We start from the raw sequence: 17,533 nt of genomic DNA, 5'->3' as shown, positions 1-17,533 counted from the left end.
AGTTCGGCCGGAAAACCGCCGAAGTCATGGATGGTCTCGGGCCGCTCCATGGCCGTGACACCCAGCCCGCGCGTTTCCCAGTGCGCGGACACCATGACCACGCCCTTGGGCTTCGGCAGCGATGCGCCAAGGGCCTTCCAGCCGTCAGCGAACTCTCCCCCCAGAGCGTTCATGGGCGATCCGTGCCCGAAAAAGATTGCAGGCTGGGTCATGGTCTTAACCGTGCAGCTTCTTCGCGATTTCCGCGATGTGTTTACCTTGGAAACGTGCGCCGCCCAGATCGATCTCGCTGGGCATGCGCGAACCGTCACCCTTGGTCAGGGTCGTAGCACCATAGGGCGAACCACCGACGATCTCGTCCATGTTCATCTGGTCGGCATAGGCATAAGGCAGGCCGACCACGACCATGCCGTGGTGCAGGAAATAGTTGTGCAGACCGGCAAAGGTCGTTTCCTGACCGCCGTGCTGGGTGGCCGAAGCGGTAAACGCACCACCGACCTTGCCCAGCAGGGCACCCGAGGCCCACAGGCCACCGGTCTGATCAAGGAAGGCGCGCATCTGCGAGGCCGCCGTACCGAAACGGGTGCCCGCGCCGATGATGATGGCGTCATAGTTCGGCAGGTCCGAAACTTGGGCGATCGGGGCTTCCTGATCCATCTTGTAGAAGGAGGCCTTTGCGACGTCTTCCGGCACGGTTTCCGGTACGCGCTTGATATCGACGACAGCGCCCTCGACCGAAGCGGCCCCTTCGGCAACGGCCTTGGCCATGGCTTCGATGTGACCATAGGTCGAGTGATAAAGAACGAGAATCTTGGGCAACAACCTACTCCGATACGAAACGTACGATGCCTTTAGTAACAGCATCTGTATCGGATTTAGCCCTTGCCGCCGATTCTGCAACCACCCGCCGTCAAATAATCCGGCGATCTGCGACTAAAGGACAAACGCGGTCATAGAAATCCATGTCCGCAGGCACCCGCATCCCGCGCGACAGGCGGAAACGATGCTCGACCACCATAGCCTGTTGCTCGATGTTCAGCCCCTGCCATTGGCAGTGGTCGGTGACTTCGTAGCGATAGGATTCCGGCTTGTCCCCTGCCCGCAGTTTGGCGAACAACAGGTTCACCCCCTGCTGGGACTGCCAGACATGGACCATCTCGTGAATGAAGGTCGCCTGTATCGGCAGGGGCGCAACGGCCATATCCAGTTCGTAGTGGCAGGTCGGCCAGAATATCCAATCCCGCCAGAACCAGCGCCCCGCCACAAAGGCGCGGTCAAACGGCCACGGCGTGCGCCAGACACGGACAGTATCGAGGTTCAGGGCACCGCCGAACACCTCGGCCGCCAGTGCCCGTTCATTATCCGTCAGTCGCCTGATCCAAGGCAGTTTCAACGCGTCCGTCCTTCCGGCGGCCCGATCCATTCCCAATGCCACGGCTCAAAGGCATAGGGCACGAAGCCGAACCGGCCTGCATTCTTGACCATCCAGCGATAGGTCGCTGTCTGGGCCATAAAGCGCCGGTTGTGGCTGTTGGTCGAGTCCACGCCATGGCCGATCAAATGGCCGACATAGATGTCCAGCGCCGTCCCCGTTCTGTGGGCCGAGCAAGCCGCACGGCGGACGCCGTCACAGTTGCCGTCGCGCGCGCAACGCGCCGCATCGGATTCCGGCTCGCGGAAGGATGAGAAAATCCGCAGAAGTTCCGGATTATAGGCCGCTTCCGGTATCTCGGCGCGGGCAGCGGCCACCATCTCCCGATAGGCTTCCAGAACATCGCGGCGGGCCTTGCGGGTCAGCCGCTCGCCATGCTCTTCGCCGGCGACCAGATAGGCCAGTTCCGAGATCGGCGGCGGGTCCGGACATTCGCCGCGCAGGCGCGCGAGTATGAAGGGCCGGCGCTCCTGCCACACGCCTTTGAAGACGTTGAAGGTGGCCATGTCGAACTGTCCCGTCGCGGGCAGATTATGCAGCAACTGGAAGGTCGACAGCTTTTCCGCGAACGCCGCCGAGGTCGGGTCGCAATCCGTTCCAAGCTCATGCTGGATCAGCGGGACATAGGTTTCCCACCCCATTTCGGACGGACCAAAGGGCGTCCACTGCATGGCAAAAAGGTTGATCGAGTTGGCCGCCGTCGCATCGGCGAAAACGCCCGGATCGCGGTCACAAATCTCGGCTTCGTATGCGGCCTTGGCCGACGCAGGGCTGGCCGCAGCTGTCACAGCCACTCCCAACCCAAAGATCGCGCCCGCAACAGCACGCCACTTGAATCGCAAAGACATTCCCCAACAAGGCCCGTTTTTGCGCCTCAGGGAAAGTATTTTTTCGACCTATCCGAAACCGCAGTCTGCGATCCGCGATACCGCAGCGCTTGCCAATCCGCCCGCCCAACCCTTTGGATAGAGCGCTGACAAAGGAGGCTTCCATGCCGGAACCGGCCATCGAAACCATCGACGCCACGCCCTTTGGCGAGGAACTGGCCACCCGCGCCGCCGCCTTTCTCCAGTCCCGCGTCTGGATCGAGCATTTTGGCGCCATCGCCCGCGCGCACAGGGATTATACGGAGCACGGCCTGTTCTTTGACCGGACGACAGGCCAGTTTTTTCTAGGGGCGTCGCAGGACGGCATGCCCTATGGCCCGCCCTTCCTGACCTTTGATGATGCAAACTCATTCGTTGGCTGGCTGTCCGTTCAGAGCGACCGCAGCCTGAGCGGCTATGTCCGCAACGCCTCGCCCGACTACCCGCAAAACTTTTATGCCGAGCCAGGAAACCAGCGGGTGACCCGCCAACTGCTGATCGATTATCTGGACAGAGAGGCCGGCTGAGCCCCGACCAAGTTGTGGGTTTCGCAAACCGTCTGCATCTGAACGCTCGCCTTGCGGACGGGATCGCGCAATGCTGTGCGCCTGTCGCCTCATTGTTTCGAGCCATCCCATGACGACCAGCCCCCGACGTTCCAGCGCCGTACTGGCCGCCTTTTCCGGTCCCTGCCTGCCGCTGGCGGCGTTCGGCGTGGCCCTGCCCGTCACCCTGCCGGAGTTCTATGCCACCCACATCGGGCTTGAACTGGGCGTCGTGGCGGCGGTGTTCATGATTGTGCGGCTGATCGACATCGGGTTCGATCCCGTCATCGGCTGGGCCATGGACCGCACACGCACACCCATGGGCCGCTATCGGCCATGGATGGTGGCCTCGGTCCCGATCCTGATGCTGGCGGCGCTGATGATGTTCGTCGTTGCCAGACCGGGGGCGGGTCCGGTCTATCTGTTCGGCTGGCTGCTGTTTCTCTATCTGGGCTTTTCCATGGGGACGCTGGGCCAGATGGGTTGGGCCGCCGTGCTGGCCCCCGAATACAACCAGCGCAGCCGCGTCTACGGCTTCTGGCAGTTTTTCAACATCATCGGGGTGATCCTGATCCTCGTCCTGCCGACTATCGTGGTGCGCGGCGGATTCGGCACCTATGCCGACGGGGTACAGTGGATGGGATGGGGCATCATTATCGCCCTGCCCGTCACGGTGGCCATCGCCTATTTCGCCGCGCCCGAGCCGCCGCTGTCATCGGCAAAGCCGCACGGCGGCATCCGCACATGGCTGGGCCTGTTCAAGCTGAAGACAGTGCGCAAACTGCTGCTGGCGGACCTCTTCCTAGGCATTGCACCCGGCATCACCGGATCGATGGTGTTCTTCTTCTTCGGTCAGGTGAAGGGATACGACCACGCCTCGGCCTCCATCTTCATGCTGCTGTATTTCATGGCGGGGCTGGTGGGCGCGCCCTTCTGGGCGTGGCTTGCTACGCGGATCGGCAAGCACAGGACGCTGGCGGTATCGTCCATCGTGTTCGCCGTCTTCTATGGCTTTGCCTGTCTGGTACCGGGCGGGAATTTTGCGATCACGGCAGCGGCCATGTTCGTCGCGGGCCTGCCCTATGCGGCGGCGCTGTTCCTGTTGCGGGCCATGATGGCCGATGCGGGCGATGAGGTCCGCCATGAGACCGGCGAGGATCTGACCGGCCTGATGTTCTCCATCCTCGCGGTCACGACCAAGCTAGGCCACGTCTTTGCCCTGATCCCCTATGCCATTTTGCAAGTCGTCGGCTTCAAGCCCACGCAGACGCCCGCCGAAAATGGCGGGTTTGCCATCCTGATGTTGCAAATCCTGTTTATTGCCGTGCCCGCAGTGCTAATGGCTGCGGCGGCATTGGTCATGCGGAACTATCCGCTGACGGCCAAGCGCCATGACCAGATACGCGCCGAACTGGCGCTCAAAGATGCGGAAGCTACCCGATGACCCACCCCGTCGATCGCCTGAAAGAGATCATGGTCCGCCTGCGCGACCCGAACGGCGGCTGCCCGTGGGATATCGAACAGACCTTCCAGACCATCGCCCCCTATACGATCGAGGAAGCCTATGAGGTGGCCGACGCGATCGAGAACAACGACATGGCCGAACTGAAGGCCGAGCTGGGCGATCTTTTGTTCCAGGTCATCTTCCATTCGCGCATGGCCGAGGAAGCGGGTCACTTCAAGTTCGAGGACGTGGCCGAGGCCATGGAGAACAAGCTGATCCGCCGCCACCCGCACGTGTTCGGTGACGAAGCCGCCCGCCCCGATGGCGTGTCGCAAAAGGCCCGTTGGGAAGACATCAAGGCCGCCGAGCGCATCGCCAAGGCCCAGACCAGCGCCCTCGACGACGTGCCCGTCGGCATGCCCGCCCTCAGCCGCGCCGCCAAACTAACCAAGCGCGCGGGCCGCGTCGGTTTCGACTGGCCGTCCACCGATGAGGTGTTCGACAAGCTGCACGAGGAAGTCGGCGAACTGCGCGCCGAGATCGCCAGCGGCGACAAGGCCAAGATCCGCGAGGAACTAGGCGACCTGCTGTTCGTCATGGCTAATCTGGCCCGCAAGCTGGAGATCGAACCGGAAGACGCCCTGCGTAACGCCAACGCCAAATTCGTCCGCCGCTTCCAGTTCATCGAGGCCGAACTGCAAAAGGACGGTCGCACGCCCGAACAATCCGATCTGGCCGAAATGGACGCCCTTTGGGACGCCGCCAAGGCTGCCGAAAAGACCGACAAGGCCGCATGAGCAAGCGTCTGGCCGAACAGCTTGACCTGATCCCGCGCGATCCCGACCAGCACGATCCGGGCGGCAAGGTGCGCCTGAACCTGATGGCGGGCGTTCGGGGCGATGCGGTGTTCAGCGAGGATGGCCGCCATCGCATCCTGATGCGCCGCTGGCTGGGCGACAGCTTCCCCGAGCGATACATCCTGTTCATCGGCATGAACCCCTCGACCGCCGACGCCATGGTCAACGACCCGACCTGCGCGCGCGAATGGACCTTTGCCCAGCGTGAAGGCTTTGACGGCATGGTGAAGGCCAATGTCGGCGACTATCGCGCCACCCATCCCAAGATGCTGCTGGAAGACGGCGTCATCGCCTCCTCGCCCGCCAACCTGCCCGCCATCCGCGAACAGGCCAAGGGCGCGGCCCGCGTGGTCCTGTGCCACGGCAAGCTGAACAAGGCCCTGATCCCCGCAGGCAAGGCACTGGTCGAGGCCCTGCGCGAGGACAGCATCGACCTCTGGTGCTTTGGCACCAACGCCGACGGCAGCCCCAAACACCCGCTTTACCTGCGTGCCGATACCCCGCTGGTGCGGTGGGAGCCTATCATGCTGCGCTAACACACGAATCGGCGATATATATTTTTACATTCATTTTTTGAGTTTCGATCATGGACTACTCAGAATTCATACCCGCTATTCTTGGCGCGGTGACAGGTGGCGGCATATCGTTATTGACGCAAGACCTATCGTTTAGACGACAAGAACGCCTCAGAAAGAAACTTCAAAAAAAATCAGATATTTTAAAAAGGGAGCATGAAAAGAAGATACAATCTCAACATGCTTACATAGTATTGATAAAAATAAATAGATGCTGCACAGAGATAAATTTATTTAACAATCTTATAAAAGAGACTATTAGTAAAACAGAAGCACGTGGCGGAACTTTATCTCAAAATTTTGTCCCCATACTAGCTGATCCGTCAGAAATAAATTTTACAGCGGAAGAGCTTTTAGTGATTAAAGAGATTTGCAGCACCAAAACAATACAGAATATAATTGATCTTCCATACATCACCAACAGTCACATAGCTTCTTTTTCGCACTTAAGAAAACTAAAATCAGATATCGCTTGCGTTCCTGCCATAGGCAAAATTGATGCCGACGGAGTTGCCACAATGTCTTACGAAGATCAAAATGCTATACGATCAAAAATATTATTATTTGAAATGGATTCAGTATTAAATTCTATAAGAACAACAATACCAAAAGATAGAGCTCACGCATTTAGAGTATTTAAAAACACTCAAGACGAATTCACATCTTATTTTGGCAAGAGCGAACTCGGAATTTTTTGGGATATTGATAGACATTTAGAACAATGAGTTCTGCTTCAGAGCGCTAATAATCAAAGATTAGCCTGCTGCCTTGCCATCTGGAATTTAGCTCTGACCGTACCTCAGCTCCTGAAGGTCGATTTCGCGGATCAGCTTCTTGGCCGTTTCCTCGTCTAACAGGTGGGTGCGGGCCAGTTTGATCATCTCCTCGCGCTGGGCCTTGAAGCACAGGATGCGGAGGTCTTTCTCGATGGCGTCCAGCTTCTTGGTGCGCTCGACCTGGTCGGGCGCATTGCCGGAATGCAGCTCGATCTGCTGACGATAGTCTTCCATCAGGCGGGCGACCACCTCGGCGTGCTCGTCGGCGCGGGCATGGACGGCGGCCACGTCATGGGCACGCTCGGATTCTTCCAGTGCACGGATCGCCGCCGCCGCCGCTGCGCGACGGGCGCGTTCCTCGGCGGTCTGGACGTGGGTGTCCGGCGGAAGCTCAACCCCCTTGAGCAGGATGGGCAGCGCAATCGAGGCCACGACCAGCGAGACGATAATCACCCCCGCCGCAAGGAAGATGGCGAGGTTACGCGCGGGCAACAGGCTGCCGTCCGCCACAAAGAACGGCAGGGTCAGGATACCGGCCAGCGTAATCGCCCCACGCACCCCCGACAGCGCCATAACCGCCACCAGACGCCAGCGCAGGCGCGGACGCTTGCCCCCCGACAGCTTGCCCCTGAACAGGGTCAGCTTCAGCGTCGCCCACACCCAGATGAAGCGCAGCGCCGCCAGAACCGCCACAATGGCAAACACATAGATGGCCAGCCACCAGACCTCGGTACGCTCGGTCGTGCGGATCACCTCGGCGGCGCGGGACATGATGGACGGCAGCTGCTCGCCCAGAATGACAAAGATCAGGCCGTTGGCCGTGAACTGCACCGTGTCCCACACGACCGCGCGGCGGATACGGGTCGCCGCCATGGCCGTGCCGCGTCGCTCGGTAAAGCTCATGGTGATACCGGCAGCGACCGCCGCCAGAATACCCGAGGCATGGATGGCTTCCGCCGCCAGATAGGCCGCAAACGGGATCAGCAGGCTGATCAGGATTTGACCACCGACATCCTCGCCCCAGCGCTTGCTGATAAAGACCTTGGCGAGGTTGATAGCCAAACTGACCGCCACACCCACGGCCAGACCCGCAAACGCCAGCCACGCGAAGGTGCCCACGGCACTGGTCACGGAAAACGCACCCGTCGTCGCCGCGATGACGGCAATCCGCATACAGGTCAGGCCTGTGGCATCGTTCAGAAGGCTTTCGCCCTCGAGGATGTGCATCAGGCGCTTGGGCATCCCTGCCCGCCCCGCGATGGCGGATACGGCGATCGGGTCCGTCGGCGACAGGATGGCCGCCAGCGCGAACGCGACCGCCAGCGGCATGGCGGGGATCATCCAATTGATGAAAAAGCCCAGCCCCAGCACCGTGAACACCACCAGCCCCAAGGCCAGTTCAAGGATGACAGCGCGATCCTTGTACAGCGCCATCTTGGGTATCCGCCACGCATCCACGAACAGCAGCGGCGGCAGGAACAGCAGGAAGAAGATTTCCGGCTTCAGATCGACACTCTGACCCGTGATCAGCACCACACAGGCCCCCAGCGCGATCTGGACCAGGGGCAAAGGCAGGCGGGTGATACGCGCCACCCATCCCGAAAGCACAACGGCCAACAGGAGGAACAGCGCGGTTTCGATCAGATGCATCTTAGCTCAGGATGTCGGGATAGGAGCGTTCAAAACGGCCAAGAGCCGCAGGGTGCAAACGAACGGTCACACGGATAGTGCCGTCCTCTTCGGTATGGCGCTCGGTCACACGGCCATTTTCGTAAAGCCATGCCAGAACATCACCCCGCGATGGCGGAATGAGGATGACGCTTTCGGGGTCGTCATCGATCAGGCTGGCGATGGTTTCGCGCAGGGCCTCGATGTTCTCGCCGGTCCATGCCGAAACGGCCACGGCCTCGCCTTGGGCGGCGAGACGCTCGGCCTGACCCAGCACGCTTTCACGCACGTCCTCGTCCAGCAGGTCAATCTTGTTCCAGACCTCCAGCACACGACGGGTGCGGCCCTCGGGCGTCGGGATTTGGCTTAAGACCTCTTCCACGTCCTTGCGCTGGGCCTCGCTGTCGGGCGAAGCAATATCGCGCACGTGCAGGATCAGGTCGGCCTCGCCCACCTCTTCCAGCGTGGCACGGAAGCTTTCCACCAGTTCGTGCGGCAGGTCCGAGATAAAGCCGACGGTGTCGGCGATAATGGCGGGGCGGCCCTGCGGCAGTTTGATCGTGCGCTGGGTGGTATCCAGCGTCGCGAACAGCAGGTCCTTGGCGAAAACCTCCGAACCTGTCATCCGGTTAAACAGGGTGGATTTACCGGCGTTGGTATAGCCCACCAGAGCGACCGCAGGGAAAGGCACGCGCTTGCGGGCCTTGCGGTGCAGGCCACGGGTGCGGCGCACCTCTTCCAGTTCGCCCTTCAGCTTGACGATCTTGTCGGCGATCAAACGACGGTCGATTTCGATCTGGGTTTCACCCGGACCGCCAGTCGAGCCGGTGCCGCCCCGCTGGCGCTCAAGGTGGGTCCATGTGCGGACCAGACGCGAGCGCTCATATTCCAGACGCGCCAGTTCGACCTGAAGGCGCCCTTCCTTGGTCCGCGCACGACGGCCAAAGATTTCAAGGATCAGGCCGGTGCGGTCGATGACCTTCACCTCCCAAGCCTTTTCAAGGTTGCGTTGCTGAACGGGCGTCAGTTGGTCATCAACGACCACGGCCTCGGCCTCCGCGGCGCGGAACAGGGCCGCCAGCTCCTCGACCTTGCCCGAACCGAACAAGGTCGCAGGCGTGACCCCGCGCAGCCGCACGATCTCCTCGGCGCGGACATCAAGATCAAGCGCACGCGCAAGACCGACCGCCTCTTCAAGACGATCGGCTGCATGACGCGAATTTTCAGAACCCCTGTCGGGGCGGATTACGGCCGCCCGAATAAGCGGGACGGTGTGGTCTACGAGTTTAGAGGACAATCACTCTTCTTCGGTCTCGGGCTCGAACATCTGCACCGGACCGGCAGGCATAATGGTCGAGATGGCGTGTTTATAAACCAGTTGCGACTGGCCATCGCGACGGAGAAGCACACAAAAGTTGTCGAACCAGGTCACAATGCCCTGCAGCTTCACACCGTTCACGAGGAAGATGGTCAGTGGGGTCTTGGTTTTGCGGACACTGTTAAGGAAGGTGTCCTGAAGGTTCTGGCGTTTGTCTTGCGACATGGCAGGTTGTTCCTGTTCTTGGTTATTCTGGCGTCCGCAGCGGGGACACAGGCCTATCAAAGACCCGTGTCACAGCTTAGACGCGCACGACCTAGGGTCGCAATCTCTTAAATGGCGTCGCGAATGGCTTGTTCAACATAAACCGAGCGCAGACGGGTCGCGATCGGGCCGGGCTTGCCGTCGCCGATCTTCTCGCCGTCCAGCGAAACGATGGGCATGACGAAGCTGGAAGCCGCCGTCACGAACAGTTCCTTGGCCTTCTTGGCTTCCTCGACCGAGAACGGACGCTCGTCCAGTTCGATGCCCTCTTCCTTCACCAGCTTCATGATGGCGGCGCGGGTAATGCCGCGCAGGATGTTGGCCTGGGTGTCGCGGGTGCGAAGCTTGCCGTTCTCGTCGACGATCCAAGCATTGGTCGAAGAGCCTTCGGTGACCATGCCCATTTCGTCGAACAGGATGGCCTCATAGGCCCCCTTCTCGCGCGCGGCCTGCTTGGCCAGCGCGTTCGGCAGAAGGCCCACGGTCTTGATGTCGCAACGGCCCCAACGGATGTCGGGGTGGGTGATGCCCGCAACGCCCTTTTCGGCGTTCTTCTCGCCCTTGTGCAGGTCGATGGACTTGGCCGTCACGATCACGCTGGGAGCCACGCCCTTGGGGAAGGCGTGGTCACGCGGCGCGGTGCCACGGGTGATCTGCAGATAGACGATACCGTCGCGGACCTTGTTGCGGCGGATGGTTTCGCGCAGCACGACGCCCAGCGCCTGTGCCGTCATCGGAATCTCGATACGCAGCTCGGTCAGGCTGCGGCCCAGACGTTCCATGTGACCGGCATAGTCGGCCAGCTTGCCGTCGAACACCGACCACACTTCATAGACGCCATCGGCGAACTGGAAGCCACGGTCCTCGATATGGACGACAGCTTGCGAATGCGGACGGTAGGTACCGTTTACGTAGGCGACCCTCGACATCAGGCGCCCTCTCCTTCTTGATCATCACCACCGCGAGACGGCGAAACGCCCAGCGATTTCAGTTTTCTGTGCAGCGCAGAGCGTTCCATTCCGATGAAGGCCGCGGTGCGCGAGATATTGCCGCCAAAGCGCATGATCTGCGCCGCCAGATAGTCGCGCTCGAACACCTCGCGGGCCTCGCGCAGCGGAAGCGCAATAATACGCTCATTGCCAAAGCTGCTGGAGTTGTTCGACGCCACTTCCTGCGGAAGCATGTCTGCGGTGATCGGCTCTGACGGATCACCCGTCGCGAGGATCAGCAGGCGCTCGATATTGTTGCGAAGCTGGCGGACGTTGCCCGGCCACGGATGCACCTGCAGCACGGCAATCGCATCCTCGCCCAGTTGGCGACGCGGCAGACCTTGGGACGCCGACAGGGTGTCCACGAAATATTCGACCAGTTCGGCGATATCCTCGCGGCGCTCCGACAGCGGCGGGACGCGGATCGGAACCACATTCAGACGATGGAACAGGTCCTCGCGGAAACGGCCCTCGGCGATCTCGACCTTGAGATCCTTGGCGGTCGAGGTGATGACGCGCACGTCCACCTGAACGTCCTGTTCGCCACCCACGCGGCGGAAGCGTTGGTCCACCAGAACGCGCAGGACGCGGCTCTGGCTCTCGCGCGGCATGTCGGCCACGTCGTCCAGATAGAGGGTGCCGTTGTGGGCGCGTTCAAACACGCCGATCTTGGCGGGACGGCCATCCGAGCCTTCCTCGCCGAACAGTTCGACATCGAGGCGTTCCGGCGTCATGCCTGCAGCCGAGATCACTACAAACTCGCCCTTGGCGCGGGGGCTGTTCTCATGGATCTGGCGTGCGACCAGTTCCTTGCCGGAACCGGGCGGGCCGGAAATCAGCACGCGGCTGTTGGCCGGTGCCACCTTGGCAATGGTGTTGCGAAGGTTCTGGGCCGCGACCGACTTACCGATCAGGCCCGACGGCGTCATGGCCTGTGCCCGCAGACGGCGGTTTTCGCGCTTCAGCGCCGCCGCTTCCAGGGCGCGGTCCACGACCACAACAAGACGGTCGGACTTGAACGGCTTTTCGATGAAGTCATAGGCACCGCGCTTCAGCGCGCTGACGGCGGTTTCGATATTGCCGTGACCCGAGATCATGACCACCGGCAGGTCTTCATCCAGACCCTTGATCACGTCCAGCAGTTCGAGGCCATCCATGCCCCCGCCCTGCATCCAGATATCGAGCACAGCCAGCGACGGTTTACGCGCCTTGACCGCCGCCAGTGCCTCTTCGGCATTGGACGCGGTGCGGACGTGGTGACCCTCGTCCTCCAGCAGACCGGAAACCAGTTCGCGGATATCGCTCTCGTCATCAACGACAAGAATGTCGGCGCCGTTAGTCTTCATGGGCCTCTCGCTTGATGTCGCTGTCCTTAGCACCCTGTGACGGGCGTTGGGCAGCCTTCATATTCTGTCGAAGGGGAAAAATCAGGGTTACGCTTGCGCCAGACAGGCTTTCGGCGTCCCCCAGACGCAATTCCCCACCGTGATCCTCACAAATGCGCTTCACGATGGCCAAGCCCAGACCCGTCCCCTTTTCGCGGGTGGTCACATAGGGCTCGGTCAAACGGTCGCGGTCCTTGGCAGGCAGGCCGATGCCATCGTCCTCGATGACAAAACGGGCCCAGCCCTGCGAAACCACCAGCTTGGCCGCAATACCGGGATAGGCGGTTTCCGCCCCCGATGCCTTGCGGGCCTGAACCGCCTCGCCCGCATTCTTCAGGATGTTGATCAGGGCCTGACGCACCATGCGGCCATCACAGTCCAGCACCAGTTCCGGCACAGGCTCGGCCAGATCGACACCGATATCGGCCATGGCGACGCGCTGGGCAAAGACGGCCTCGCGCAGCATCTCGTCGGCGCGCTCCTCGGTGAATCGCGGCGCGGGCATACGGGCAAAGGACGAGAACTCGTCCACCATGCGCCCGATATCGCCGACCTGACGGATAATGGTCTCGGTGCAGCGGTCGAACACCTCGACGTCGTCCTCGACCTTGGCGCGGTAACGGCGGCGTAGGCGCTCTGCCGACAGCTGGATCGGCGTCAGCGGGTTCTTGATCTCGTGGGCGATCCGGCGGGCCACATCGCGCCACGCCGCATTACGCTGGGCCGTCACCAGACGGGTGATGTCGTCGAAGGTCAGGACCATCTCGCCGCCCTGCCCGCCTTCGATACGGACACGCAGACGGCGGGTCTCGCCGTCACGGGTGACGTCGATGTCCTCTTCGATATGGGCCTCGCCCCGCTCGGACAGCTCGCTCAGTTCCGGCGATACGTCGCCCAGTCGCTGCCCCTGCACGTCTTCGGGCACAATGGCCAACAGGTCGCGGGCGCTGTCGTTGATGGCGGAAATCCGGCCATAACGGTCCAGACCGATCACGCCCGCACTAACACCCGACAGAACCGTTTCAATAAAGCGCGATCGGGTCTGGGCCTCGACACTGGCCGAGCGCAGGGCCACCTGCTGGCTCTGGATGTCGTGGGTCATGCGATTGAAGGCTTCGGACAGCACGGCCATTTCGGCAGGCGCATTGGACGCATCCACCCGCGCTTCCAGATCACCGGCTGACACACGCTCTGCCGCATCGATCAGACGTCCAATCGGGCGCGAGATCGCATTGGCCGCCGACATAGCCAGCCACACCGCACCCACTAGAATAAGCAGGGCCGTCTCCAGATAGGCCAGTGCGAAGATCGCCTGAATCTGTGCGCGGCTTTCCTCGGCCTGACGGTAGGCGAGAATGGATTCCTCGCCCGTGCGCATCCGCTCGATCAGGCCCGGAGCCAGAGGTCGCACCACATACAGATAGGCATTGCCATAGTCGGGCAGCGGATAAAGGGCGCGGATCGTGTCAGGGTTCTCGGTCGCCGTGGCGGGGACGTCCTCGCCCTCGGCCAGCGTGGCGAATGCCTCTTGGGGCGGCGCGACATAGGGCGGCGCATTGGGCTGTTCGCCGCTGGCCAGAACCTCGCCCTTGTCGTTCAGGATATAGAGCGCCGGATAGCCGAAGAAGTCGCCGATCTGGGCCAGTGCGCGGCTGAACTGGATACGGTTGTCGAACATGGGGCGCACGCCGCCCAGTTCGGTCGTCATGGTTTCCAGATCGCGTTCCAGACCTGCGCCCACATCGGCGACATAGGCGCGACCGATCAGGGCACCGTTCTCGACCGCCGAGCTGACGTTCTTGCTGAACCACTGGTCCACACCACGGTTGACCAGCACCCCGAACACCAGAGCGATCAGGATGGCGGGCACCACCGCCACAAACGAGAACAGCATCACAAAGCGAAGGTGCAGACGCGCACCCGCTTCATGGCGTTCGCGGAACAGCTTCAGGACCTGTCGCCCGACGCCCGTGGCCAATACGCCGATCAGGGCAAGGTTGGCCAAAAGCACATAGAGGATCAGCCGGATCGCCGTCGCACGGCCTTCGCCAGCCGAACCGGGGGCCACAGCCACAATCCAGATCGCCAAGGCGGTGACGATGAAGGCGACCGCATAACCAATGCCGAAGAATGCGCGAGGCCGATCCATCCAGAACCGCCCCTTGAAAAGGCGGCCTGACGCTTGGGAATCGTCCTGTTCTACGCGCGGTTCGATCATCAGTTCGCAGCTTCGACTAACTGTGGCAAATGTTCAACAGCATAGTTGCGTTATTGTGCCAGTTAGCTCAGCCAAAGCGCTCTCAGCGCGGCCTCGACCTCTTCCAGACTTTCCAAACGGCAAAGTCGGGCCTTGGCCTGACGGCGCTCCAGCGGATCTTCGGGCCATGGAGCCTGCTCGATGTACCAGCCGAGGTGTTTGCGGAACATCTTCAGACCCAGCGGCAGCTTATAAAACTCTGCCGAGGCCCGCATGTGCTCGATGACAATGGCGAATCGTTCCTCGCGATCCGGCTCGGCCAGCTGGGTACCGTCCTGAAGTGCCCGCTCCAGATGCGACGCCAGCCACGGACGGCCATAGACACCACGCCCCAGCATCAGGGCATCGGCACCGGATTTGTCCAGCGCCTCGCGGGCCTGTTCGGCTGTAATGATGTCGCCGTTGACCACCACCGGAATGGAGACAGCCTGCTTGACCTCGGCCACGGCATCCCAGTCGGCCACGCCGGTATAGAACTGCTTGCGGGTGCGGCCATGCACGGTCACGGCCTTCACGCCGATCTCCTCGGCCTTCTTCGCTAGATCGGCAGCGTTCAGACTGTTTTCGTCCCAGCCCAGACGCATCTTCACCGTCACCGGACGGCTGACGGCATTGACCGCCGCCTCCATCAGACGACAGGCCAGATCGGGCGTCCGCATCAGCGCCGAGCCACAGGCCGCGCCCGTGACTTCCTTGGCCGGACAGCCGAAGTTCAGGTCGATGATGTCGGCACCGGCGGCCTCGGCCATTTTGGCACCATGCGCCATCTTCTCGGGATCACCGCCCACCAGCTGGATCACCGTCAGCGGAAGACCCGCGCCAACAGCGGCTCGACGCACCACATCCGGACGTGCGCGGGCCAGTTCGGCCGCCGCCACCATCTCGGTCGCCACATAGCTGGCACCCAGACGCGAGGCGAGCACACGGAACGGCAGATCGGTGATCCCCGTCATCGGTGCCATCAGCACTTTTCCGGGGATGTGAACGTCCCCGATTTGGATTCCTGAACTCATGCCGCTCTTAGCACCGAAACCATACCCCCTCGTCAACCATGAAACGGGCGCTTAGAAGGCGACACATGACCTTCTCTGCGATCATCGTCGCTGCCGGATCGGGTTCCCGCGCGGGCGGGGGCAAGCAATGGCGCACCGTCGGCGGCAAGCCGCTCCTCCGCTGGTCGGCGGAAAGCCTGCTGGCGGCAGGTGCCAATCCGCTGGTTCTGGTGCTGGCCGAAGGGGCCGAAGCCCGCGCGCAAGAAGCGCTGTCCGGCCTTGAGGGCTGGGTGCCGGTGACGGGCGGTGCCACGCGCGCCGATTCCGTTCAGGCGGGCCTTGCCGTGCTTGAAGATGACCGCCCCGTCCTGATCCATGATGCTGCGCGCCCCTTCCTGAAGGCGCACACCATCCACGCCCTGCTGGACGCGCTGGCCGATGCCGAAGGGGCTCTGCCCGCCCTGCCCGTCGCGGACAGCCTTCGTCGCGGCGATGCCGACATGCTGATGGGCGAAGTGGTGGACCGCGAAAACCTTTACCGCGCCCAGACGCCCCAAGCCTTCCGCCCCTCCACCATTCGTGCCGCCTATGCCGCATGGAAAGGCCCCGATGCCCCGACGGACGAGGCGTCGGTCGTCGCCGCCCACGGTGGCCGCGTGCGGCTGGTGGCCGGAGAGGCCGACCTGTTCAAACTGACTTACCCCGAGGACTTCGCCATGGCTGAACGCCTGATCCCCGACAACGCCCGCCGCGTCACCCGCGTGGGTATGGGCTATGACGGTCACCGCTGGGTCGAGGGCGATGGCTCGGGCACATGGCTGTGCGGGGTCCAAGTGCCGCACACGCATGCCCTGCTGGGTCACTCCGATGCCGACGCAGGGCTTCACGCCCTGACCGACGCCATTCTGGGGGCCATTGCCGAAGGTGACATCGGCGACCACTTCCCGCCGACGGATGACCGCTGGAAGGGCGCATCATCGGATGCCTTCCTTGCCCACGCCCATGAACTGGCCAAGGCCAAGGGGGGCGTCATCATCAATGTGGACGTGACGCTGATTGCCGAGCGCCCCAAGATCAAACCGCACCGCGCCGCCATGCGCCAGCGCATCGCCGACATCCTCGGTCTTGAGCTGGGTGCCGTCAGCGTCAAGGCCACCACCACCGAGGGCCTCGGCTTTACGGGCCGCAACGAGGGTCTGGCCGCTCAGGCCGTCTGCTCTATCGAAATGCCGGACTAGGCCGCAGCGGCCTGACGCGCATTGGCGACGGCCCGCTCGAACAGTTCGATCGGGCCTTCGTCAGGCTGCATCTCTGCCACGCCGATATCGAAGTCGATCACGAAGGGCGAACGTTCCGGCCCTGCGTCAAATGCCGTACAGGCAATCACCGCCGCGATCCGCTCTGCTGCCAGACGCGCTGCCGGAGCGGTCGTCGCGGGCATCATCACAGCGAAACTGTCCGGCGCGACGCTTGCCGCGGTATCTTCCACCCGCACCAGCCGCGAGATCATGGCCCCGACCTGCGGCAGGGCCTTATCCAGCCAACCGCCGCGATTGATCGCGGACAGAGCCTCGGTCTTGCGCACGCGCAGCACGCACAGCGACATCGTCCGCTTGCGCTTCTTGGTCGAGGCATAGACGCGGCCCAGGTGCGAGGCGAAAGGCTCGCGGTGGAACAGCCCCGTCACGGAATCCGTCAGATGGGACACGCGCACGCTGTCCAGCGCACGGCGGATGGCCACACGCCGACGATAGTTTTCGGCCAGCGACACCAGACGTGCCGAGGTTTCTTCCTCGCTGACTTCGGTTTCGACCACATCGGCAAAGCCGCGACGATAGAGGTCGGTCAGGTTCACCTCGTCCCCATCGCGCAGATAGAAGACCAGCGGGATGTGATACAGCCGCGTATTGCGCTTCATGCCCGAGGCAATGGACATGGCGACAGAGCGGCTTTCCCCGCCCCACAGCAGCGCCGCGTCAAAGGCGCGCTCGTGGAGATAATCAAAAGCCGTATAGGGCGTCGGCGCGGCGACCAGATCCACGCCCCGCTCCCTCAAACAGTTGCTAAGAGCGATAAAGCGCTCGTCCGACTGGCCGATGGCCAGCACGGCCAGCGGCTGGCGATCGTGTCCGACCTTATGCAGCTTGGCGTCGTGTTCCTCGAAG

17 protein-coding genes are annotated in these 17,533 nt (G+C 62.2%); 6 read left to right on the top strand and 11 right to left on the bottom strand.

The window, feature by feature from the left end; all coding sequences use genetic code 11:
• Positions 1 to 216: 216 nt before the first annotated feature.
• The 3 genes from wrbA to Q0Y42_RS12530 all read right to left on the bottom strand — a co-directional run bounded on the left by wrbA (position 217) and on the right by Q0Y42_RS12530 (position 2,220).
• A complete protein-coding gene (gene wrbA / locus Q0Y42_RS12540) occupies positions 217 to 819 on the bottom strand; it encodes an NAD(P)H:quinone oxidoreductase (protein WP_297804277.1) in 603 nt (200 codons plus the stop codon).
• Between the two features lie 91 nt (positions 820 to 910).
• Positions 911 to 1,393 (bottom strand): hypothetical protein, encoded by a 483-nt coding sequence (locus tag Q0Y42_RS12535; RefSeq protein WP_297804275.1) that lies wholly within the window; start codon positions 1,391 to 1,393, stop codon positions 911 to 913.
• On the bottom strand, positions 1,390 to 2,220 hold the full coding sequence (locus Q0Y42_RS12530) for a D-alanyl-D-alanine carboxypeptidase family protein (RefSeq protein WP_297804273.1): 831 nt from the start codon (positions 2,218 to 2,220) through the stop codon (positions 1,390 to 1,392). The genes Q0Y42_RS12535 and Q0Y42_RS12530 overlap by 4 nt, the downstream gene beginning before the upstream one ends.
• Positions 2,221 to 2,423: 203 nt before the next feature.
• On the opposite strand from Q0Y42_RS12530, the gene Q0Y42_RS12525 reads away from it, so the two are divergent.
• The 5 genes from Q0Y42_RS12525 to Q0Y42_RS12505 all read left to right on the top strand — a co-directional run bounded on the left by Q0Y42_RS12525 (position 2,424) and on the right by Q0Y42_RS12505 (position 6,444).
• A complete protein-coding gene (locus Q0Y42_RS12525) occupies positions 2,424 to 2,825 on the top strand; it encodes a hypothetical protein (RefSeq protein WP_297804271.1) in 402 nt (133 codons plus the stop codon).
• A 109-nt stretch (positions 2,826 to 2,934) separates the two neighbouring features.
• Positions 2,935 to 4,287: an MFS transporter gene (locus Q0Y42_RS12520; RefSeq protein WP_297804269.1), complete on the top strand. Its 1,353-nt coding sequence runs from the start codon at positions 2,935 to 2,937 to the stop codon at positions 4,285 to 4,287.
• Positions 4,284 to 5,084 carry a nucleoside triphosphate pyrophosphohydrolase gene (mazG, locus tag Q0Y42_RS12515; RefSeq protein ID WP_297804268.1) on the top strand — a complete coding sequence of 267 codons (801 nt, stop codon included), beginning with the start codon at positions 4,284 to 4,286 and terminating at the stop codon, positions 5,082 to 5,084. Before Q0Y42_RS12520 ends, mazG begins: the two co-directional genes overlap by 4 nt.
• The gene (locus Q0Y42_RS12510) at positions 5,081 to 5,680 is read left to right on the top strand and encodes a DUF1643 domain-containing protein (RefSeq protein ID WP_297804267.1); all 600 of its coding nucleotides are present in this window, start codon (positions 5,081 to 5,083) and stop codon (positions 5,678 to 5,680) included. The genes mazG and Q0Y42_RS12510 overlap by 4 nt, the downstream gene beginning before the upstream one ends.
• 50 nt (positions 5,681 to 5,730) lie before the next feature.
• Positions 5,731 to 6,444: a hypothetical protein gene (locus tag Q0Y42_RS12505; protein WP_297804265.1), complete on the top strand. Its 714-nt coding sequence runs from the start codon at positions 5,731 to 5,733 to the stop codon at positions 6,442 to 6,444.
• A gap of 57 nt (positions 6,445 to 6,501) precedes the next feature.
• On the opposite strand, the gene Q0Y42_RS12500 is transcribed toward Q0Y42_RS12505, so the two are convergent.
• The 7 genes from Q0Y42_RS12500 to dusB all read right to left on the bottom strand — a co-directional run bounded on the left by Q0Y42_RS12500 (position 6,502) and on the right by dusB (position 15,389).
• Entirely contained in the window at positions 6,502 to 8,145 is a 1,644-nt protein-coding gene (locus tag Q0Y42_RS12500) for a Na+/H+ antiporter (RefSeq protein ID WP_297804263.1), read from the bottom strand.
• A 1-nt stretch (position 8,146) separates the two neighbouring features.
• On the bottom strand, positions 8,147 to 9,460 hold the full coding sequence (hflX, locus tag Q0Y42_RS12495; RefSeq protein WP_297804261.1) for a GTPase HflX: 1,314 nt from the start codon (positions 9,458 to 9,460) through the stop codon (positions 8,147 to 8,149).
• Positions 9,461 to 9,706 (bottom strand): RNA chaperone Hfq, encoded by a 246-nt coding sequence (gene hfq / locus Q0Y42_RS12490; RefSeq protein ID WP_242915209.1) that lies wholly within the window; start codon positions 9,704 to 9,706, stop codon positions 9,461 to 9,463. It lies immediately after the preceding gene.
• A 107-nt stretch (positions 9,707 to 9,813) separates the two neighbouring features.
• Positions 9,814 to 10,674: a D-amino-acid transaminase gene (dat, locus tag Q0Y42_RS12485; RefSeq protein WP_297804258.1), complete on the bottom strand. Its 861-nt coding sequence runs from the start codon at positions 10,672 to 10,674 to the stop codon at positions 9,814 to 9,816.
• Entirely contained in the window at positions 10,674 to 12,080 is a 1,407-nt protein-coding gene (locus tag Q0Y42_RS12480) for a sigma-54 dependent transcriptional regulator (RefSeq protein ID WP_297804256.1), read from the bottom strand. The genes dat and Q0Y42_RS12480 overlap by 1 nt, the downstream gene beginning before the upstream one ends.
• Positions 12,070 to 14,337, bottom strand: coding sequence for a PAS domain-containing sensor histidine kinase (locus tag Q0Y42_RS12475; RefSeq protein ID WP_297804254.1), 2,268 nt, complete (start codon positions 14,335 to 14,337; stop codon positions 12,070 to 12,072). The genes Q0Y42_RS12480 and Q0Y42_RS12475 overlap by 11 nt, the downstream gene beginning before the upstream one ends.
• A 62-nt stretch (positions 14,338 to 14,399) precedes the next feature.
• Positions 14,400 to 15,389 (bottom strand): tRNA dihydrouridine synthase DusB, encoded by a 990-nt coding sequence (gene dusB, locus Q0Y42_RS12470; RefSeq protein WP_297804252.1) that lies wholly within the window; start codon positions 15,387 to 15,389, stop codon positions 14,400 to 14,402.
• Positions 15,390 to 15,454: 65 nt separating this feature from the next.
• Between dusB and Q0Y42_RS12465 the strand changes: the two genes are divergently transcribed.
• Positions 15,455 to 16,606, top strand: a complete 1,152-nt coding sequence (locus Q0Y42_RS12465) for a bifunctional 2-C-methyl-D-erythritol 4-phosphate cytidylyltransferase/2-C-methyl-D-erythritol 2,4-cyclodiphosphate synthase (RefSeq protein ID WP_297804250.1) — start codon at positions 15,455 to 15,457, stop codon at positions 16,604 to 16,606.
• Here the strand turns inward: Q0Y42_RS12465 and Q0Y42_RS12460 are convergent.
• A partial coding sequence (locus Q0Y42_RS12460) for a diguanylate cyclase (RefSeq protein WP_297804247.1) occupies positions 16,603 to 17,533 on the bottom strand: 931 nt, incomplete at its 5' end. The genes Q0Y42_RS12465 and Q0Y42_RS12460 overlap by 4 nt on opposite strands.

This window comes from uncultured Brevundimonas sp., from assembly GCF_947305955.1.
GTDB lineage: Bacteria > Pseudomonadota > Alphaproteobacteria > Caulobacterales > Caulobacteraceae > Brevundimonas.
Note: the sequence above shows the minus strand (reverse complement) of the source record. Positions and strands in the feature narration are given on the sequence as shown.